Origin of the sequence: Nakamurella endophytica, from assembly GCF_014646215.1 — a bacterium.
GTDB classification, from domain to species: Bacteria; Actinomycetota; Actinomycetes; order Mycobacteriales; family Nakamurellaceae; genus Nakamurella; species Nakamurella endophytica.
The window spans coordinates 1-18,859 of record NZ_BMNA01000016.1 but is presented as its reverse complement, the minus strand read 5'-3'; the positions used below and the strand labels follow the sequence as shown (position 1 = coordinate 18,859).

Annotated in this window: 18 protein-coding genes; 9 read left to right on the top strand and 9 right to left on the bottom strand. The window is 74.2% G+C overall.

The window, feature by feature from the left end:
- The first annotated feature begins 126 nt into the window (after positions 1–126).
- Positions 127–834, top strand: a complete 708-nt coding sequence (locus IEY37_RS19960) for a GNAT family N-acetyltransferase (protein ID WP_229674687.1) — start codon at positions 127–129, stop codon at positions 832–834.
- A gap of 19 nt (positions 835–853) precedes the next feature.
- Here IEY37_RS19960 and IEY37_RS19955 read toward each other — a convergent pair whose 3' ends face one another.
- The 6 genes from IEY37_RS19955 to IEY37_RS19930 form a co-directional block, all read right to left on the bottom strand.
- Positions 854–2,017, bottom strand: coding sequence for a DUF5005 domain-containing protein (locus IEY37_RS19955; protein ID WP_188944691.1), 1,164 nt, complete (start codon positions 2,015–2,017; stop codon positions 854–856).
- Between the two features lie 202 nt (positions 2,018–2,219).
- Positions 2,220–2,690: a hypothetical protein gene (locus IEY37_RS19950; protein ID WP_188944690.1), complete on the bottom strand. Its 471-nt coding sequence runs from the start codon at positions 2,688–2,690 to the stop codon at positions 2,220–2,222.
- A 182-nt stretch (positions 2,691–2,872) separates the two neighbouring features.
- Positions 2,873–4,552, bottom strand: a complete 1,680-nt coding sequence (locus IEY37_RS19945) for an MDR family MFS transporter (protein WP_188944689.1) — start codon at positions 4,550–4,552, stop codon at positions 2,873–2,875.
- A 101-nt stretch (positions 4,553–4,653) separates the two neighbouring features.
- Positions 4,654–5,298, bottom strand: a complete 645-nt coding sequence (locus IEY37_RS19940; protein ID WP_188944688.1) for a TetR/AcrR family transcriptional regulator — start codon at positions 5,296–5,298, stop codon at positions 4,654–4,656.
- A 222-nt stretch (positions 5,299–5,520) separates the two neighbouring features.
- Positions 5,521–6,477, bottom strand: a complete 957-nt coding sequence (locus tag IEY37_RS19935; protein WP_229674686.1) for an ornithine cyclodeaminase family protein — start codon at positions 6,475–6,477, stop codon at positions 5,521–5,523.
- On the bottom strand, positions 6,474–7,493 hold the full coding sequence (locus tag IEY37_RS19930) for a proline racemase family protein (protein WP_188944687.1): 1,020 nt from the start codon (positions 7,491–7,493) through the stop codon (positions 6,474–6,476). Before IEY37_RS19930 ends, IEY37_RS19935 begins: the two co-directional genes overlap by 4 nt.
- Before the next feature lie 76 nt (positions 7,494–7,569).
- On the opposite strand from IEY37_RS19930, the gene IEY37_RS19925 reads away from it, so the two are divergent.
- From IEY37_RS19925 to IEY37_RS19900, 6 genes are read left to right on the top strand one after another with little or no spacing between them, the layout of a single operon-like run.
- Positions 7,570–8,718: an NAD(P)/FAD-dependent oxidoreductase gene (locus IEY37_RS19925; protein WP_188944686.1), complete on the top strand. Its 1,149-nt coding sequence runs from the start codon at positions 7,570–7,572 to the stop codon at positions 8,716–8,718.
- Entirely contained in the window at positions 8,715–8,987 is a 273-nt protein-coding gene (locus IEY37_RS19920; RefSeq protein ID WP_188944685.1) for a (2Fe-2S)-binding protein, read from the top strand. The genes IEY37_RS19925 and IEY37_RS19920 overlap by 4 nt, the downstream gene beginning before the upstream one ends.
- A complete protein-coding gene (locus IEY37_RS22700; protein WP_188944684.1) occupies positions 8,971–10,524 on the top strand; it encodes an FAD/NAD(P)-dependent oxidoreductase in 1,554 nt (517 codons plus the stop codon). The genes IEY37_RS19920 and IEY37_RS22700 overlap by 17 nt, the downstream gene beginning before the upstream one ends.
- Positions 10,521–11,417, top strand: coding sequence for a dihydrodipicolinate synthase family protein (locus IEY37_RS19910; RefSeq protein WP_188944683.1), 897 nt, complete (start codon positions 10,521–10,523; stop codon positions 11,415–11,417). The genes IEY37_RS22700 and IEY37_RS19910 overlap by 4 nt, the downstream gene beginning before the upstream one ends.
- 7 nt (positions 11,418–11,424) lie before the next feature.
- Entirely contained in the window at positions 11,425–12,426 is a 1,002-nt protein-coding gene (locus IEY37_RS19905; RefSeq protein WP_188944682.1) for a proline racemase family protein, read from the top strand.
- On the top strand, positions 12,426–13,232 hold the full coding sequence (locus tag IEY37_RS19900) for a GntR family transcriptional regulator (protein WP_188944681.1): 807 nt from the start codon (positions 12,426–12,428) through the stop codon (positions 13,230–13,232). Before IEY37_RS19905 ends, IEY37_RS19900 begins: the two co-directional genes overlap by 1 nt.
- A 102-nt stretch (positions 13,233–13,334) precedes the next feature.
- On the opposite strand, the gene IEY37_RS19895 is transcribed toward IEY37_RS19900, so the two are convergent.
- Complete coding sequence (locus tag IEY37_RS19895) at positions 13,335–13,946, bottom strand: TetR/AcrR family transcriptional regulator (protein ID WP_188944680.1); 612 nt, start codon at positions 13,944–13,946, stop codon at positions 13,335–13,337.
- A gap of 71 nt (positions 13,947–14,017) precedes the next feature.
- Between IEY37_RS19895 and IEY37_RS19890 the strand changes: the two genes are divergently transcribed.
- The gene (locus IEY37_RS19890) at positions 14,018–15,277 is read left to right on the top strand and encodes an alpha-amylase family protein (RefSeq protein ID WP_188944679.1); all 1,260 of its coding nucleotides are present in this window, start codon (positions 14,018–14,020) and stop codon (positions 15,275–15,277) included.
- Positions 15,278–15,377: 100 nt separating this feature from the next.
- On the opposite strand, the gene IEY37_RS19885 is transcribed toward IEY37_RS19890, so the two are convergent.
- Complete coding sequence (locus IEY37_RS19885) at positions 15,378–15,959, bottom strand: MarR family winged helix-turn-helix transcriptional regulator (protein WP_188944678.1); 582 nt, start codon at positions 15,957–15,959, stop codon at positions 15,378–15,380.
- A 129-nt stretch (positions 15,960–16,088) separates the two neighbouring features.
- Here IEY37_RS19885 and IEY37_RS19880 point away from each other — a divergent pair, with 129 nt between their 5' ends.
- The gene (locus IEY37_RS19880) at positions 16,089–17,777 is read left to right on the top strand and encodes an LLM class flavin-dependent oxidoreductase (protein ID WP_188944677.1); all 1,689 of its coding nucleotides are present in this window, start codon (positions 16,089–16,091) and stop codon (positions 17,775–17,777) included.
- Positions 17,778–17,787: 10 nt separating this feature from the next.
- On the opposite strand, the gene ypfJ is transcribed toward IEY37_RS19880, so the two are convergent.
- Positions 17,788–18,744 carry a KPN_02809 family neutral zinc metallopeptidase gene (gene ypfJ, locus IEY37_RS19875; protein WP_188944676.1) on the bottom strand — a complete coding sequence of 319 codons (957 nt, stop codon included), beginning with the start codon at positions 18,742–18,744 and terminating at the stop codon, positions 17,788–17,790.
- Positions 18,745–18,859: the final 115 nt, after the last annotated feature.

Genomic DNA, 18,859 nt, shown 5'->3' with positions numbered 1-18,859 from the left:
ACCGAGGGTAGAGCCACGCCCGGTGATGCCCCGATGTGCCGGTTCCGTGCTCGCCTGGTGCCGCTCGGGTGCCGCACGGTGGCAATCCGGTGGCGGTCGGCGGCCGGGCGCTGCGACGCTGGCGCCGTGCAGACGACGGCCGATACCCGCCCGACCACCCGCGCCGCCCTGCACCGGTACCTGCCGGTGCTCGGACTGCGGCTGACGACGCCGCGGCTCGAGCTGGCGCCGGTGTGCGACGACGACCTGGCCGAGCTCGTCGCACTGGCCCTGGCGGGCGTGCACCCGGCGGACCGGATGCCGTTCTTCGTCGCGTGGACCGTGGGGGCGCCCGACGACGTCGCCCGCGGCGTGCTGGCCTACCACTGGCGGACCCGCGCCGAGGCGGTTCCGGAACGGTGGACCCTGCCGCTGGCCGTGCGTCGCGACGGCGAGCTGGTCGGCATCCAGGAGCTGCAGGCCCGGGACTTCGCCGTCACCCGGTCCGTGACGACCGGCTCGTGGCTCGGCGCGGCGCACCAGGGCGCCGGCATCGGGACCGAGATGCGCAATGGCGTCGTCCAATTCGCGTTCGATCACCTGGGTGCCACCCGTGCCAAGAGCGGGGCGTTCACCGACAACCTCGCGTCGCTGCGGGTCTCGGCCAAGGTGGGCTACGTGCCGGACGGGACGCGGGTCGTGCTGCGGCATCCCGGGGTCGCGGCGGTGGACCAGCGGCTGCTGCTCACCCCGGACCGCTTCCGGCGGCCGGACTGGGCGGTAGGGGTCGAGGGTCTGCGGGACTGCGGCGCGTGGTTCGGCCGGCCGGAACTCGTCGACCCGGGCGTCGGGTGACCGGGTCCGCCAATTGCGGTCAGGACCGGCCGAGGGTCAGGTCGACGAAGCGCGGCCGGTTGTTGTTCGCGTTCGCGTAGAGGTCGTCGATCTTCTGGCTGTTCACGTTGTACGAGATCACAAGGTGCCCGGGCGCACTGATCTCCGGGTGCGCGGCGATGTTGTACGGGGCGTAGATGTTCCCGCCCGCCTCCGGCGCGGTGAAGATCTCCTTGCGGTGGGTGAACGGCCCGGTCGGTGCGGGAGCGGTGGCCGTGTAGATCTTGTCGCCGAGGTAGTGGTCACTGGTGGTCAGCACGAAGGAGCCGCCGACCGGGGTGACCGCGTACGAGGACCCCACGTTGTCGATGACCGGGGCGGACGCCGTCGGGTCGGTCGACCATCCCGAGCCGGTCCAGAACTGCCACAGATTGTCGGTGAGGTGGCCGGCCCTGGCCCGGGCCACGTGCATGTTGCCGGATTCCATGCCGTAGATGTACGTCCAGCCGCCGCACCGGAAGAGCTCGACACCCCAGGAGATGTTGCTCTGGTCGTACGTCGGCGTGACGCTCTCCAACTTCAGGCCGGGAAGCGAGAACGTCGCGATCATCGTGTCGGTCCACTGGAAGTTCCACGGCGGCGCGGCGTCCGTCGGCTTCTGCGCGTACTCCAGGATCCGCAGCTTGCCGCCGTCGACGATGCCGTCGCCGTTCCAGTACCAGCGGCTGTTGGTCCCCGAGGGATCCCACGGCGGCGCCGTGACCGTCGCACCGACCAGGGATTCCGGCGAGCGCCGGGTGCCACCGGTGACGGTGACCCGCGGCACCCCGTCCCGACCCGCCAGCGCGATCGAGTTGTGCACGAAACCTGCATCGCGCGGCAGGCTCTCGTCCCGGTTGACCGGACCCAGGAAGGTGTCGTTGAACATCCACGCGACGCGGCCGCCGGGCAGCGTCGTCGAGTAGGTCCCGTCCGAGGCGGCCCAGCCGCCGTGGTCCGGCCAGCCACCACCGGAGTCGCCGAAACGCCGGAAGGTGTCGGTCCATCTGGTGTCGAGCACCGCGGAGGTGACGGTCGGGGCCGGCAGTTTGCTCGTCCCGCCCACGCACGCTTCGGTCGCGACGTAGCCGTGGCCGCCGCCCCGATGCGCGGACGGTGCCGCCCCGGCGCCGGTCGGGACCTGCGCCGCGGCCGTGCCCGTCACCGCCGACAGCGCGAGCACCGCCGCGCCGGCGGCCGTCCCGAGTCGGACCCAACGCCTACCGAGACCTCGCACGATCGCCCCTCTCCGTGGACAGCTCTGTCGTCCGGAACGATCGTTAGCCTTGCAGAAGACCTCCAGAGCGGCAACGACGGGGGTCCGGGCACCCGACCGGACTGCAGCTGACTGGCACGTCCGGGCAGGGTCAGGACCGGCCGGCCACCGTGGTGCTGCCGTCGAAGTAGCCCCGCACGGACGGGGACAGCAGCGGGCCCGGGATGGCGGCGATCAGCAGGAGCAGCAGGACGTCTCGGCCGGTCAGCGGCCCGTCCGCGGACCACAGCCGGACGACGACATCCAGCACGCCGAGGACGATGAGCGGCACCGGGCTGGTGCGCCGGACCAGCAGCACGACGCCCACCACGTACAGCAGCGCGGTGGCGCCGGACAGCAGCAGTACCGTGTCGGCCGCCTCCTGACCGCGGCGGGACAGCTCGTCACGAGTCGCCAGCAGGCCGATGCCGACGACCGCGAGGAGGCCGACGTAGACCACGGCGGCCGCGACCGACAGTGAGGCCAGCGGCGGGATCGGGCGGGGCGGGCGCCAGCGTGCGACCGGCCGCCGGTCCTCGTGCGGGGTCGTGTCGAAGGCGGGGGAGGGGAGCTGGAGCTGCATCACCTCTTCGGACGGAGCACGGCCGGCGGCGGTTCCCGCCTCCGGACAGGCGCCGCGGTGTGCCGAGCACGTGCCCGGGCGGTGCTGTGCTGCCCGCTGCAGACCGGAGCACCGGCAGCGAGTGGCTGCCGGTGCTCCTGGAGTGTGCTGGACGGGTGGAGCCCGGCCTTCGTCGGGCAGAGTTATCGGCGGTCGGCGCCGACCCGCTCCACCGGCGTCCCGGCGTCGTCCGCCCGCTGGACACCGGTGCCGCCTGCGTCCATGGCGCGGTCGACGGTCTCCGGCGTGGTACCCGTCGAGCCGGGTGCACTCTCCAGCACGGCCTCGCCGCGGGCGACCATGCCGGCCTCGTCGGACAGCGGGATCTCCGGCAGCAGCAGGGCGAGCAGGAAGGCCACGACCACGAACGGGATCAGGTACCAGAACACCGGGGCCAGGGCATCGGCGTAGGAGTTGACGATCGCTCCGTGCAACGGCTCGCCGACCGCCTTGACCTGAGCCGGCACCAGGTTCGCCGGGTCCAGCCGCGCAGAGGCTGCTTGGGCGGCGTTGGTCTGGAACGCGTCCGTCAGGTTGGTCACCAGCCGGCTGGTGAAGATCGACCCGAAGACCGCGACGCCCAGCGACGCTCCGACCTCGCGGAAGTAGTTGTTGGTGCTGGTCGCGGTGCCGACATCGGCGGGGGAGACGGCGTTCTGCACCACCAGCACGATGACCTGCATGATGAAACCGAGGCCGGCGCCGAGCACGAACAGCATGGCGCAGACCACCCAGATCGGGGTGCCGCCGGTCAGCCGGGTCAGCCACAGCATCCCCAGCGCGGTGATCACGGTGCCGACGATCGGGAAGAGCTTGTACCGGCCGGTGCGGGTGATCGCCCGCATCGACAGGGTCAGCGTCAGGATCAGACCGACGATCATCGGGATGGTCAGCAGTCCGGACACCGATGCCGAGGTCCCGCTGGCCATCTGCAGGAACGTCGGGATGAACGCCAACGCGGAGAACATGCCCAGGCCCAGCACCAGGCCGATCGCCGTGGGGATGACGAAGGCCGGCTTGCGGAACAGGGACATCGGGATGATCGGGTCCTGCGCTCGGTTCTCGACCGCGATGAACGCCAGCACCGCCAGCACCACGGCGGCGATCAGGGCCAGGATCGTCGGCGACGTCCAGGCGTACTGCTTGCCGCCCCAGTCGGTGGCCAGGATCAGGCACGTGGTGGCGGTGGACAGCAGCAGCACGCCGGGGTAGTCCAGCCGCTTGGTGTTGCGCTTGCGCGGCAGGCTCAGGAAGCGCCAGCCGATGACGAACGCTGCGACACCCACCGGGACGTTGATCCAGAAGCACCACTGCCACGTCAGGTGGTCGGTGAAGAACCCGCCCAGCAGCGGGCCGCCGATCGCGCAGATGCCGAACACCGCACCCATCGGGCCCATGTACTTGCCGCGCTCCTTGGCCGGCACGATGTCCGCGATGATCGCCTGCGACAGGATCATCAGTCCACCGCCGCCCAGGCCCTGGATGCCGCGGAAGACCACGAACTCCCAGAAGTTCGTCGACAGCGCCGCGGCCAGCGACGCGAGGGTGAACAGCCCGATGGCGACGAGGAAAAGGGTGCGGCGGCCCCAGATGTCGCCGAACTTGCCGTAGATCGGCATGACGATGGTGGTGGCCAGCAGGTACGCCGTCGTCACCCACGCCATATAGGCCACGCCGCCCAGGTCGCCGACGATCGTCGGCATGGCGGTCGAGACGATCGTCTGGTCCAGGCTCGACAGGAACATCCCGGCCAGCAGGGCCGAGAAGATCAACCAGATACGGCGTTGGGTGAGCACGATCGGCTGCGTGGCGGTGGCGGACATCAAGTTCTCCGGTCGGGGGCGGGTGTCTCGCGGGTGGGCGGGTGGAGCTGCGGTGCAGGTGGTGCCGCTGGTGCCGGGCTGGGAGGTGCGGGTGCTGCAGGTCAGTCGAAGAGCTGGGCGGCGGCGCGTGCGGCGTCGGCCAGATGTGCGGTGAGCGGCCGGTCGTCGCCGCTCTCCACCCAGTCGACGAGCCCCCGGCGCAGCACGGTGCCGGCGACGGCGGCCAGTGTCGCGCTCGTCGGATCGACGGCCGGCCGGGTCGCGACGCCCCGGCTCTGACCGGGGATCCGGACGCCGCGGCGGCGACGCTCGATGAGGGCGGCCAGGTCCCGCTCGGCGGCGACGCCGCGGGCCAGCTGCAGGGCCACGATCCGCGGTTCGGTGACGAAGAGCTGCATGGCGAGCCGGAATTCGTCCCGACCTTCGTCCTCCACCGCGGCCGTCGGGTCCAACAGTTCCAGCGCGTCGTCGAGCAGCCGGCCGGTCGGGCCGCCGGCCACGAAGGCGGCCCGGGTCGCGTCGTCACCGACGGGCATCTCCGGGCCGACGACCGACTGCTCCTTGCTGTCAAAGTAGTTGAAGAACGTCCGCACCGAGACGCCGACCTCGCTGCAGATCATCTCGACGGTCACCTGGTCGAGCCCGTGCTCGACGGCGAGCCGGCGGGCGGCCGAGGTCAGCCGGCGGCGGGTGGCCTGCTTCTTGGCCTCGCGCAGCCCGACGGGGGCGTCCTGCTCAACGTGCATGCCACGCAGTTTTGCACGAACTGAAAGTTTGCGCGGCGGTTTGGGGAGTCGGTCGCGGTGAGGTGCGCCAGCGCCCGGCCAGTCGGAGCGGCGACTGCATGACGGCTCCGGACCGTGCGCCTCACCGGCGGCACCGGCGGCACCGGCGGCACCGGCAGCACCGGCGGCGTGGCGGGCTCTCCGGCGGCTCAGCGGCGCAGCAGCACCACGGGCGCCGGCGGCTCAGTGCGCCGGCAGGTCGGCGGCCCGGTGTCCGGTGGCGTCGGCACGCCGAGCCAGCAGCCCCGCGGCCACCGCCAGGTCCTGCCAGCCCGCGCCGACGCTCTTGAACACCGCGGTCCGCCCAGGCTCCGGCGGCGGCCCGTCCACCAGGTCGGCCAGCTCGGCGTCGACCACCGGCCGACCCAGCTCGGTCTCGGCCAGTACGACGTCGCCGGCCTCCCGGCGGGCCGTCGCCCGGTCCTCGACCACGACGAACGCCCGGTCCAGGAGGGCGGTGTCCAGCTCGCGCTCGGCCGGCCGGTGCGAGCCGATCGCGACGACCCGGCACCCGGCGCGCAGCACGGCGGAGTCGAACAGCGGCGTTCGGGCGGACGTGCAGCAGGCCACGACGTCCGCGTCGGCCAGGTCGCCAGGGGTACCGGGCGCGGCGGCGATGCCCCGGTCCCGCAGCTGCTCGGCGGCTGCCGCGGCGGCGTCCGGGCGGCGGCCGATCAGCCGCACCCGCCCGAGCAGTCCTGCGGCCGCCAGCGCCTCGGCGTGGGCGACCGCCTGCGGGCCGGTGCCGACGACCACCACCCGGCCGTCGCTCTGGGCGCCGAGCAACCGGACGGCCAGCGCCGACAGCCCGGCGGTCCGGCGGAGGGTGAGCACAGCGCCGTCCAGGTGGGCCTGCGGGGTCAGCGTGACCGCGTCGAACACGGTGTAGGTGCTCTGAATCCGCGGCAGCGCCGGATCGTGCCCGTCGCCGACCGCGGAGATCTTCACGCCGGCCCAGCGGTCGGAGACCGACGGCATGACCAGGAACTCGCCGCCGGGCGCCGGCACGGCCATCCGCGGAGGTGTCGTGGTCGTGGCGGCGTCACCAGAAGCCCTTTCCAGGTCGGCGAGCACGGCCGGCCACGGCAGCAGCTCTGCGGTGGCGGCGGCGTCCAGCGACGGCACCGCGGCGCCGGTCACAGCAGGAACCCCTGCGGCAGCTCGTCCTCGGGGTCCAGCACGAACCGGTGCTCGCCGGTGCGGCGTGCCATTCCCTCCACCTCGGTGACCACCGCGGGGTCACCGGACCAGGACCGGCCGCCGTCCCGGTCCAGCACCCGGCCGGTGAAGACCGTGTCGACGATGCTCCGGTGCTCCAATGGCCGGGACGGTCCGACGCGCCCGTCGGCGTGCAGCAGGGCGAGGCGGGCGCTGGTGCCGGACCCGCAGGGCGACCGGTCCACCTGCCCCGCCGCGAACACGGTGACCGTGCGCTGGCGGACGGCGGCCGCGGTGTCGCCGAGCTCGTCGAAGAACACCACCCCGTAGATGCCGGACAGCCGGTCGTCGGTGGGGTGCCGGGACGCCGGGTGCGCGTCGAGCACGCGTTGCACCTCGCGGGCCGCCTCGACGAGCCGGGAGAGGTCCGCGGTGGTCACCGATAGCCCGAGGGCCTCGGCCGGCATGCAGGCGTACAGGGCGCCGCCCCAGGCGACGTCGACCTCGACGGTGCGGCCGCCGACCGTGGCCGGCAACCGGCGGGCGACCGGGAAGGACGGCACGTTGGTGAACCGGACGGCGGTGGTCCGGCCGGCGGACCGCAGCACGGTCGCCACCACGCGGCCGCTCGGTACGTCCAACGGGACGTCGACCGCGCCGTCGTCCGGTGCCGGCACCAGACCCTCGTCGACCGCCCAGCAGCCCAGGGCGATGGTGCCGTGGCCACAGGCCGTCGAGAAGCCGTCGTTGTGCCAGAACAGCACCCCGGTGACCGCCGGGTCGGGCGCGGGGTCCGGCGGCACGAGGTAGCACCCGTACATCCCGGCGTGGCCGCGCGGCTCCCGGCAGAGCAGTGCGCGGACCCGGTCCGCCTCGCCGCCGGCCGTCCTGGCGCTCTGGCGGCGGCCGAGCACGGTGTCCCCGGCGATCTCGGGACCCTGGACGACGATCCGGAACGGCTCCCCGGCGGTGTGGTAGTCGACCGTGCGCCAGCTCATCCCGGATCCCCTCGCTGCTCGCGCTGCCGCGATGTCGTGGTGGTGCGGTCCCACTGCTGTGTGACATAGTACTGGCGTGCAGCGAGTGGCGATCGTCGGGGCCGGGGTCGTCGGCGCCGCCTGCGCCTACTTCGCCACCGCCGCCGGTCTGGACGTCACCGTGCTCGACCGCAGGGCCGTCGCCGCCGGGACCACCGGGGCCGGGGAGGGAAACCTCCTGCTGTCCGACAAGGAGGCCGGCCCGGAGCTGGACCTGGCGCTGCGCTCGTCGCGGCTGTGGTCGGAGATCGGGGAGGACCTGGGCGGGGCCACGTTCGAGCTCGAGCGCAAGGGTGGCGTCGTGGTCGCCTCCACTCCGGACGGGCTGGCGGCCCTGGTCGAGTTCGCCGCGGAGCAGCGGACTCTCGGCGTCGAGAGCCAGCCCGTGGACGCGACCGGCCTGCGCCGGCTCGAGCCGTGGATCTCCCCGGAGCTGCCGGGTGGCGTCCTGTACCCGGGGGACATGCAGGTGCAGCCGGCGCTCGCGGCGGCGCGGCTGCTCGAGCGCGCCCGCCGGCGCGGTGCCCGCCTCGAGCTCGGGGTCGAGGTGACCGGCCTGCGGACCCACGGCGGCACCGTCACCGGGGTGGAGACGGACGGCGGCACGGTCGCCGCCGACGTGGTGGTGAACGCCGCCGGCACCTGGGGTGGCGAGTTGTCCGCCCGCTTCGGTGCGCCCGTCCCGATCCTGCCGCGCCGCGGCTTCATCCTGGTCACCGCACCGTTGCCGGAGGGCGCGATTCGCCACAAGGTCTACTCCGCCGACTACGTCGCCAACGTCGCCTCCGACAACGAGGGGTTGGAGAGCTCGTGCGTCGTCGAGGGCACCCGGGCCGGCACGGTGCTGATCGGCGCCAGCCGCGAGCGGGTCGGCTTCGACCGGACGGTGTCCGTGCCGATCGTCCGCCGGCTCGCGGGCCATGCGGTGACGCTGTTCCCGGCGCTGGCGTCGGTGGACCTCCTGCGGGTGTACGGCGGGTTCCGGCCGTACTGCCCGGACCACCTGCCCGCCATCGGGTTCGACGGCCGGATCGGCGGACTGCTGCACGCCTGCGGGCACGAGGGCGCCGGCATCGGCCTGGCCCCGGCGACCGGTGAGCTGGTCACGCAGTTGATCACCGGGGCACCGACATCGGTGGACGCCGCGGCGTTCTCGCCGGATCGGCTGCTCGGGGTGGCGGCATGACCGGGACCTTCGCCTTCGACGGCCGCCCGGTGCCCTTCACCGAGGGTCAGACGGTCGGCGCCGCGCTGCTGGCCTCCGGCGTGTACAGCTGGCGCCGGACGCGCCGGCGGGACCGGCCCCGCGGGCTGTTCTGCGGCATCGGGGTGTGCTTCGACTGCCTGCTCACCGTCGACGGTGTCCCGGACCAGCGGGCCTGCCTGCGCCCGGCCGCGCCGGGACTGGACGTGCGCACCCAGATAGGGACGGGACGCGATGATCTCGTCGGCTGACGGTGCCCAGCAGGCCGCCGCGGTCACGGCTGCGGTGACGGCGCAGGCGCGTCCCGGACTGGCCGTCGTCGGTGCCGGACCGGCCGGGCTCGCAGCTGCGGTGACGGCGGCCGAGTCCGGCATGGCGGTGACCGTGGTCGACGCCGGCCTGCGCATCGGCGGCCAGTACTGGCGGCACGGCGCCGCCGGCGTGGCGGCGGACGCCGACCTGCACCACGACCGCGCGGTCTTCGCCGACCTGTCGGCGCGGCTGGACCGGGCGGTGGCGGCCGGATCGGTGCGGCTGCTGCTGCAGCACCAGGTGTGGGCGCTGACCCGCGAAGGCGACGGCGGCACCACGGTTCTGGCGGTGGACCGCACCGATCCCGCCCGGCCCACCGAGATCCGGGTCGCGGCGAACCATCTCGTGCTCGCCGTCGGCGCATACGACCGGCAGCTGCCGTTCCCCGGGTGGGACCTGCCCGGGGTGATGACGGTCGGTGCCGCGCAGGCGCTGCTCAAGGGCAGCGGCGTCGTCGTCGGCCCGCGGGTGCTGGTCGCCGGCACCGGTCCCTTCCTGCTGCCGGTCGCCGCCGGCCTGGCGGCCCGCGGCGCGACCGTGGTCGGCGTGCACGAGGCCGCCCACCCGGCCGGGTGGTTGCGGCGGCTGCCCGCGCTGGGTGCCGCACCTACCAAGGTCGCCGAGGCCGCCGGGTACGCCGCCGTCTTCGCCCGCCACCGCATCCCGCTGCGGCACCGCTCGGTAGTGGTGCGGGCGCACGGCACCGACCGGGTGACCGCGGTGACGCTGGCCCGGCTCTCGTCCCGCGGCCGGGTGCGGCCCGGCACCCGCCGCACCGTGCCGGTCGACGTCCTCGCCGTCGGCTACGGGTTCACCGCCCAGTCCGAGCTGCCGCTGCAGGCCGCCTGCGCCGTCCGGGTCACCCCGGACGGGACCGTCGCCGTCACCGTGGACGACGAGCAGCGGACCAACAACCCGCGGGTGCTCGCCGCCGGCGAGATCACCGGCGTCGGCGGCGCGCAGCTCGCCGTCGCCGAGGGCCTGCTGGCCGGTGCCGCGGCCGCCCGGTCCGCCGGCCTGCGCTCCCACGCGGACGTGGCCAGGGCCCGCGCCCGGCGGGACCGGCTGCGGCGCTTCGCCACCGCGATGCACCAGGTCTACCCGGTGCCGCCGGCGTGGCTGTCCCAGCTGGACGGGGACACCGTCGTCTGCCGGTGCGAGGAGGTCACCGTCGCCGACATCGACGACGCCATCCGGCTGGGGGCCCGGGACGGCCGCACCGTCAAGCTGCTCTCGCGATCCGGCATGGGCTGGTGCCAGGGCCGCGAGTGCGGCTACGCCACCAGCTGTCTCACCGCCCACCGGCTGGGCACCGAGCCCGACCTGGCCGCCGGTGCCGACCGGCCGGTGGCCACCCCCGTCCCGCTGGGCCTGGTGGCCCGCGGCGGCCTGCACCCGGCCCCGGCCGATGCGCTGCCCCGAATCCCGAACCCGAACCCGATCCCGGACCCGAACTCGCTGGAGGAACACCGATGACCCGCAAGCCCTGGCACGGCGTCCTGGTCGCCACCGCGCTGCCCTGGCGCGACGACGACACCCCGGACCTGGAGAGCTACGCCCGGCATGTGGCCTGGCTCGCGGCCAACGGCTGCCACGGCGTGACCCCGAACGGCTCGCTCGGTGAGTACCAGGTGCTCTCCGACGCGCAGCGGGACGCCGTGGTGCGCACCGCCGTCGAGGCCGCACCCGAGGGCTTCGACGTCATGCCCGGCATCGGCGCCTACGGCGCCCGGCAGGCGCGCCGGAACGCCGAGGTGGCCGCGGAGGCCGGCTGCCGCGCGGTGATGCTGTTGCCGCCCAACTCCTACCGGGCCAACGTCGACGAGGTCATCGAGCACTACCGGATCGTCGCCGAGGTCGGCGTGCCCGTGGTGGCCTACAACAACCCTTTCGACACCAAGGTCGACCTGGTCCCGGAGCTGCTGGCGCGGCTGTTCGGGGAGGGCTACATCGTCGCCGTCAAGGAGTTCACCGGCGACGTGCGGCGGTACTGGGAGCTCGCCGAGCTGGTTCCGGACCTGGAAGTGCTGGCCGGCAGCGACGACGTGGCGATGGAGCTGGCGCTGGCCGGGTCGCCGGGCTGGGTCTCCGGGTACCCGAACGCGTTCCCGCGCGCGTGCGTCGAGCTGTGGGAGCGGGCGCAGGCCGGCGACCTGCAGCGGGCGCTGCCGCTGTACCGCACGCTGCACCCCTTGCTGCGCTGGGACTCCAAGACCGAGTTCGTCCAGGCCATCAAGCTGTCGATGGACCTGGTGGCGGACGCCGTCGACGGCGGCCGGTGCCAGCCGCCGCGCGGGCCGCTGTCGCAGCAGCAGGCCGCCGTCGTCCGCGAGGCGACCGAGAAGGCCCTCGCGGCCGGGTTGGCCTGAGGCCGCCATGCGGTCGATCCGCACGCTGCACGCCGTCGACTCGCACACCGAGGGCATGCCGACCCGGGTGATCGTCGGCGGGGTCGGCGTCATCCCCGGCGACACCATGGCCCGCCGGCGCGAGCACTTCCTGGCGCACATGGACGACCTGCGCACGCTGCTGATGACCGAGCCGCGGGGTCACGCGGCCATGTCCGGCGCCATCCTCCAGCCGCCGACCAGGCCGGACGCCGACTGGGGTGTGCTGTACATCGAGGTGTCCGGGTGCCTGCCGATGTGCGGCCACGGAACGATCGGCGTGGCCACAGTTCTCGTCGAGACGGGGATGGTGCCGGTGGTCGAGCCGGTGACGACCATCCGGCTGGACACGCCGGCCGGCCTGGTGGTGGCCGAGGTGGCCGTACGGGACGGCGCCGCCACGTCGGTGACCATCCAGAACGTGCCGGCGTTCTCCGTCGCGCTCGACTGCAGCGTCACCGTGCCGGGTCTCGGCCGGGTCGACTACGACCTGGCCTACGGCGGCAACTTCTACGCCATGGTCGAGCTCGACCGGATCGGTCTGCCCTTCGACCGGTCCCGGCAGCAGGAGCTGCTGCAGGCCGGGCTGGCGATCATGGCGGAGATCAACCGGGTGGACGAGCCGGTGCATCCCGAGGACGCCTCCATCCGCGGCTGCCACCACGTGCAGCTGGTGGCGCCGGGGTCCACGGCCGAGCGTTCGCGGCACGCCATGGCGATCCACCCCGGCTGGTTCGACCGGTCCCCGTGCGGGACCGGCACCAGCGCGCGGATGGCGCAGCTGCACGCCCGCAAGGAACTCGACCTGGACACCGACTTCGTCAACGAGTCCTTCATCGGCACCCGGTTCATCGGCCGGCTGATCGGCGAGACGTCGGTCGGTGACCGGCCGGCGGTGGTGCCGACCATCACCGGCCGGGCGTGGGTCACCGGCACCGCGCAGTACCTGCTCGACCCGACGGATCCGTTCCCGGCCGGGTTCCGGTTCTGATGCCCGCGGACGCAGCGCCGGGACCCGGCGACCCGCGGGACCCGGCCGGCGACGGCGGCGCCACGGGCGAGGTCGACGGCGCGGGCCGAGCCGGGGCCGGGGCGGGGCTGCGGACGGGTCCGGCGCTGCGGGCGGTCGGTGCCCGGCCGAGCCTGCGGGACGAGGCCATCGCGACGCTGCAGGCGGCGATCGTGGCCGGCGAGCTGCGTCCCGGTGTCCTCTACTCGGCACCGACGCTCGCCGCGCAGCTGGGCATGTCGGCCACGCCCGTCCGCGAGGCCATGCTCGACCTGGTCAAGGAGGGACTCGTCGAGACCGTCCGCAACAAGGGCTTCCGGGTGGTCGAGCTCTCCGACGCGGAACTGGACGAGCTCACCGCGCTGCGGCTGCTCGTCGAGGTGCCCACGGTGGCCGACGTCGCCCGTCGTGGGGTGAGCCGGGTGGAGGCCGCCGAGCTGCGACAGCTGGCCGACCGTATCGACACCGCGGCAGCAGCGCAGGATCTCATCGCCCTGAACCGCGCCGACCTGGAGTTCCACAGCCGGCTGCTGGCCCTGGCCGGGAACCGCGCGCTGGTCGAGCTGGTGCGGACCCTGCGCACCCGGTCCCGGTTGTACGGGCAGGCGCGGCTGGCGGACGCCGGCGCGCTGCACCCCACCGCGCACGAGCACGCCGAGATCGTCGACCTGGTCGCCGCGGGCGATGCCGACGGCGCCGCAGAGCTCATGCGCCGGCACATCGGACACGTCCGCGGGGCCTGGGCCACCGGCCGCCCCGGCGAGCAGCAGCGGCAGTCGGGCGACTGAGCGGCCGGCGGGTCAGGGCTGACCCGGTGCTCGGCAGCGCCCCCCCGCCGGCTGGCCCATCTCCCGGACTGCGCCGATCCCCGCGCCGAACACGGTCGCCGATCACCCGCGCCAGTCGCCCAGGGCGCCCTCCAGCGCGCCCAGCGCGGCGTCCACCAGGGGCCACCGCAGGTCCGGGTCGGCACCCTGCTCGACCCAGCGGAGGCAGGCGCCGTCGAGGAAGCCGGCGTAGCCCCACAGCGCGAAGTCGTCGCGGCCGTCGCGCGCTGCGCCCAGCAGCGTCCGCAGCCGCTCGACGTGTGCCTCCAGCGCCTGCCGGCGCAGCCGCACGGCGGCTGCCGGCGCGGCGGATCCCGGACGCAGCAACGACTCCCAGCCGACGGGGTGGCCCGCGATGTGGTCGAGGTAGGCCAGCAGCGCCGCCCGCACCCGGTCCCGGGCCGAACTGTGCCGCGGCAAGCCGTCCTGCGCCGCGGCCTCCCGCGCCTGGAGCGCCGCCACCGCCTCCTGCGCCACGGCGGTGTACAGCGCCGCCTTGCTCGGGAAGTACCGGTACAGCAACGCCTCCGAGGCGCCGGCGTCCCTGGCCACGGCGGCCATCGCGACCGCCTCGTACGGCTGGCCGGCGAACGCCGTGCGCGCGGCCGCCAGGAAGGCCTCGCGCCGCGCCGAAGGGTCGAGCCGCACGCGCGGCCGGCGGTCGGCGCGCGGCATGCCGAGAGCCTAGTGACGGCCGTCCGCTACGCTCGACCGAGCTAGTGAGGACGACTCAGTAAGAGGGGATCATGGCGGCGGACTGGATCGAGCACTGCATCTGGTGGCACGTCTACCCGCTTGGCTTCGCCGGGGCGCCGATCCGGGACCGGTCCGCCGGCGACGGCCCGGCGCCCGGTGACGGGCTGCGGCGGTTGGTCCGGTGGCTGGACCACGCCGTCCGGCTGGGCGTCAACGGGCTGCTGCTGGGACCGGTGTTCGCCGCCGAGACGCACGGGTACGACACGCTGGACCATTTCCGGATCGACGAGAGACTGGGCACCGACGAGGACTTCGACGCCCTGGTGCGGGCCTGTCGCGAGCGCGGCCTGCGGGTCGTGCTGGACGGCGTCTTCAACCATGTCGGCGCCGGGCATCCCGCCGCCATCGCCGCGCCGGCCACGGCGGGGGATGGCAGGCCCGACGCCGGCGGCTGGCTCCGGCGCGCGGCCGACGGTCGACCGGTGCCGTTCGAGGGTCACGACGGGCTGCTCACCCTCGACCACGACAGTCCCGCGGTGGCCGACCACACGGTCCGCGTCCTGGACCACTGGTTGCACCGCGGGGTCGACGGGTGGCGGCTGGACGCCGCCTACGCGGTGCCGCCGGCGTTCTGGGCCCACGTCCTGCCGCGGGTCCGCGAGCAGTACCCCGACGCGTGGTTCGTCGGCGAGGTGATCCACGGCGACTACGCCGACCTCGCGCGGCGGTCCGGGATCGACTCGGTCACCCAGTACGAGCTCTGGAAAGCGATCTGGAGCAGCCTGGCGGACCGCAACTTCTTCGAGCTGGACTGGGCGCTCCAGCGCCACGCGGACCTGCTCGACCGGCTGCTGCCGCAGACCTTCGTCGGCAACCACGACGTCACCCGGATCGCCAGCCGGGTCGGCCCGCAGGCGGCCGAGCTGGCCCTGGCCGTGCTGATGACCGTCGGCGGCATCCCGTCCGTCTACTACGGCGACGAGTGGGGGCGGACGGGGGTCAAGGAGGACCGGCTGGGCGGCGACGACGCGGTTCGGCCCGCGTTTCCCGCGGCTCCGGCCGAGCCGGCCGACGCGGGTCAGGCCCGCCTGCTGCGGGTGCACCAGGACCTGATCGGCCTCCGCCGCCGGCACCCGTGGCTGGTGCGGGCCCGCACCCGCGCGCTCGAGCTCGGCAACACCCGCTACCGGTACGAGGCCCGATCGGCCGACGGCGGGCAGCACCTCGTCGTCGAGCTGGACGTCACGGGGCGACCCACGGTCCGGATCACCGACGCCGCCGGCGCGACGGTCTTCGACTCCCCACGCTGACGGCGGCCGGCGCCGGGATCGCCCGTCCTGAGCGCGGATTCGGATGCCGCCGGCGCCGCGGACCGACGTCCGGCGCGGACGGCGCCCCGAGCCGCACGCCCTAGCCGGCGGCCGTCCGGCGGGGCCGCCGCGGGCTCCGGGCCGGCCGCCGCGCCGCCGCGCCGGGAGCCGGGTGCGGTCCCGGATCCGCGTCGCGCTGCACCCGCTCCGCCACCTGGCACAGGTCCGCGACGGGATCCCGCCGCTGCGCCGCACCGGCCAGTCGCTGCAGCAGCCGGCGCACGGTGTCGGTGTCCGCGGCGTCGAGCGGGCCGAGCAACCCGGCCTCGACCCGGTCCAGGACCTGGCGGTGCCCGCTCCACGCCGCCCGCCCGGCGTCCGTGGCCTCGACCAGCCGGCTCCGGCGATCGGCCGGATCGGCCCGCCGGGTGAGCAGCCCGGCGGCCTCCAGGTCGTCGATCAGGTAGGTGAGCACGGTGCGGTCCAGGCCGAGCTCGTCGGCGATCGCCACCTGGTTCCGCGGCGGCCGTGCGACCGCCGCGGTGAGCACCTGGTACCCGCGCGGACCGCCCGGCAGGTCCTGCAGCGCATGGTCCGACGCCCGGACGTAGGCCCGGAACAGCACCCCGAGCATCCAGCCCAGGTCGCCGTCCAGCGGCGGGAGGTCGCCGGTGTCCGTCATGGGTCGACCGTACCGCGGACACGCAGACGATCGCCAAAACAGATAATCTGTCGGGCAGAGCATTTACCCAGTGACCGACGTCGAGAAAAGGGGCCGACCCGTGACGGTGCACCACCTGGCAGCCCGGCCGTGACCGACTACCTGCACCCGCTGGCCTTCGGCACCTTCGTGACGCCGTCGGCGGCGGACCCGCGGCGCACCGTCGAGCTGGCGGTGCTCACCGAACAGCTCGGCCTCGATCTGGTGACCTTCCAGGACCACCCGTACCAGCCGGCGTTCCTGGACACCTGGACCCTGCTCAGCTGGGTGGCCGCCCGGACGCAGACCGTGCGGCTCGCCCCCAACGTGCTGAACCTGCCGTTGCGGCCACCGGCCGTGCTGGCGCGCAGCGTCGCCAGCCTCGACCTGCTCAGCGGCGGCCGCGTCGAGCTCGGCCTCGGCGCCGGGGCATTCTGGGACGGGATCGAGGCCATGGGCGGTGGGCGGCTGTCGGCGGGGGAGGCGGTGCAGGCGCTGGCGGAGGGCATCGACGTCCTGCGGCAGACCTGGGACACCGGGACGCGCGGCGGCGTGCGGGTCGCCGGCCGGCATCACCGGGTGCTGGGCGCCAAGCGTGGCCCCGCGCCGGCGCACGACGTCGAGCTCTGGCTCGGCGCCTACCGGCCGCGCATGCTCGCGCTGACCGGGCAGCGGGCCGACGGCTGGCTGCCGTCCCTGGGGTACCTGCAGCCCGGCGACCTCGAGAGCGGCAACGCCCGGATCGACGACGCCGCGGCCGCGGCCGGCCGGTCGCCCGCCGACGTCCGGCGGTTGCTGAACATCAACGGCACCTTCGCCGCCGGCGGTCGGGGACCGCTGCAGGGACCGCCCGCGCAGTGGGCCGAGGAGCTGGCCGGGTGGACGCTGGACCAGGGCGTCAGCGTGTTCATCCTGTCCGGCGACGACCCGGACCTGTTCCGTCGCTGGGCCGGTGAGGTCGTGCCGGCCGTCCGCGAGATCGTGGACGCCGAACGCGCCGCCCGCGCCGCCGACCCGGGACCGGCATCGACACCGGCATCGACACCGACATCGGCAGCCACATCGACAGCCACATCGACACCGGCGCCGGCCGCCGGGTCACCCGCCCAGCCGGCCGCCGGCTCACCGGCCCAGCCACCCGCCGGCTCAACCGCCCAGCCACCCGCCGGGTCCGCCACGGCGCGTCCCGCGGTCGCCCGCGCCGGCTTCGCCGTGACGCCCACCCCGGACGACGGCGTCCGGCGCAGCAACCGCCGGGTGTGGGACGAGACGGAGCGGCCCACCGGCCCGGCGCCGGACCCGGACCGGACGTACACCGCGCACGACCAGGCGACCGCCCAGCACCTCGTCGACGTGCACGACGGGCTCCGCGCGGAGCTGGCCCAGCTGTACGACCTGGTCGACCAGGTGGCCGCGGGAACCCTGGACGCCGGCGCGGCGCGGTCGCACATCAACACGATGACGTTGCGCCAGAACAAGTGGACGCTCGGCACCTACTGCGAGTCCTACTGCCGCATCGTCACCACGCACCACACCATCGAGGACCGCTCGATGTTCCCGCACCTGCGCGCCGGCGACCCGCGGCTCGGGCCGGTCATCGACCGGCTCGAGGTCGAGCATCACGCCATCCACGACGTGCTGGAGGCGGTGGACCGGGCGCTGGTGGACTTCGTGTCCGTGCCGGACGGCATGCCCGGGCTGCGCGCCGCGGTGGACCTGCTGGGCGACACCTTGCTGTCGCACCTGGCCTACGAGGAGCGGGAGCTGGTGGAGCCGCTGGCCCGGCTCGGCATGTACTGACCGGGAGCGGTCAGCCCAGGTTGCTGGTGTCGAAGGTGTTGCAGGACGCCGGGTTGCCGGTGGTGTAGCCCTGCTGGAACCACTTCTGCCGCTGCGCCGAGGTGCCGTGGGTGTAGGAGCTCGGGTCGGTCGAGCCGGAGCCCAGGTGGGTCTGGATGTAGTCGTCGCCGATCTTGCCGGCGGTGGCGACGGCGTTGGCCAGGTCCTGCTGGGTGATGTCCTGGATCAGCACCTGCCCGTCCGGGCCGGCCGTCGTCGACGCGTGGTTGGCCCAGACCCCGGCGTAGCAGTCGGCCTGCAGTTCCAGCCGGACCGACCCCGACGTCGGGCCGGTCGCCGTGCCGACCCGCGAGTTCGTGCCGAGCAGGTCCTGGACGTGGTGCCCGTACTCGTGCGCCAGCACGTAGGCCTGGGTGAACGGGCCGGCGTCGGCGCCGAACTGGCTGCGCAGGGTGTCCCAGAAGCTCAGGTCGATGTACACCTTGCGGTCGCTGGGGCAGTAGAACGGCCCCATGCCGGTCTGCCCGGTGCCGCACCCGGTCGGGGTCGAGCCGGCGAAGAACACCGTGTCGGACTCGGTGTAGGTGGTCCCGGACCGCGCCAGCTGCTGGCTCCAGAACGCCTGCACGGAGTTGATGATGGCCACCACCGCGCAGTCGTCGTTGGTGTTGGCGTCCGCGCCGGTGCGGCACTCGGACTGCAGCTGCGAGTCGTCGAAGGTGCCGGTGCCGCCGCCGGCGCCGGCCTGCTGGAAGTAGCCCGAGCCGGACGTCGCCTGGCCCAGGTCGGGTCCGCCGCCGCTGCCGCCGAAGACGTTCATCAGCACGATCACCAGCAGGCCCACCAGGCCGAGCCCGCCGCCGCCGGCGGCCAACCCGCCGCCCAGCCCGATCCCGCCGCCTCCGCCGCCGCCGCGGCGGTCCTCGACCTGCGAGACGTCGAGCCCGGCGTTGTCGTTGAACCTCATCCACCACTCCTGTGCGACGTCGTGCTGCCTGTCCGGAGCAGTACCCGAGTCTAGGTGTACTGCCCAGGGAGGTTGGTCAATCTGGTGATGGGTGGTTGACCTCCGATGGCGGTGT

What these genes read in the sequence shown, in the direction of transcription:
- IEY37_RS19950 (WP_188944690.1), bottom strand. Translation starts at nt 2,690, where the DNA reads ATGCAGCTCCAGCTCCCCTCCCCCGCCTTCGACACGACCCCGCACGAG.
- IEY37_RS19945 (WP_188944689.1), bottom strand. Translation starts at nt 4,552, where the DNA reads ATGTCCGCCACCGCCACGCAGCCGATCGTGCTCACCCAACGCCGTATC.
- IEY37_RS19940 (WP_188944688.1), bottom strand. Translation starts at nt 5,298, where the DNA reads ATGCACGTTGAGCAGGACGCCCCCGTCGGGCTGCGCGAGGCCAAGAAG.
- IEY37_RS19930 (WP_188944687.1), bottom strand. Translation starts at nt 7,493, where the DNA reads ATGAGCTGGCGCACGGTCGACTACCACACCGCCGGGGAGCCGTTCCGG.
- IEY37_RS19920 (WP_188944685.1), top strand. Translation starts at nt 8,715, where the DNA reads ATGACCGGGACCTTCGCCTTCGACGGCCGCCCGGTGCCCTTCACCGAG.
- IEY37_RS22700 (WP_188944684.1), top strand. Translation starts at nt 8,971, where the DNA reads ATGATCTCGTCGGCTGACGGTGCCCAGCAGGCCGCCGCGGTCACGGCT.
- IEY37_RS19910 (WP_188944683.1), top strand. Translation starts at nt 10,521, where the DNA reads ATGACCCGCAAGCCCTGGCACGGCGTCCTGGTCGCCACCGCGCTGCCC.
- IEY37_RS19905 (WP_188944682.1), top strand. Translation starts at nt 11,425, where the DNA reads ATGCGGTCGATCCGCACGCTGCACGCCGTCGACTCGCACACCGAGGGC.
- IEY37_RS19900 (WP_188944681.1), top strand. Translation starts at nt 12,426, where the DNA reads ATGCCCGCGGACGCAGCGCCGGGACCCGGCGACCCGCGGGACCCGGCC.
- IEY37_RS19895 (WP_188944680.1), bottom strand. Translation starts at nt 13,946, where the DNA reads ATGCCGCGCGCCGACCGCCGGCCGCGCGTGCGGCTCGACCCTTCGGCG.
- IEY37_RS19890 (WP_188944679.1), top strand. Translation starts at nt 14,018, where the DNA reads ATGGCGGCGGACTGGATCGAGCACTGCATCTGGTGGCACGTCTACCCG.
- IEY37_RS19885 (WP_188944678.1), bottom strand. Translation starts at nt 15,959, where the DNA reads ATGACGGACACCGGCGACCTCCCGCCGCTGGACGGCGACCTGGGCTGG.
- ypfJ (WP_188944676.1), bottom strand. Translation starts at nt 18,744, where the DNA reads ATGAGGTTCAACGACAACGCCGGGCTCGACGTCTCGCAGGTCGAGGAC.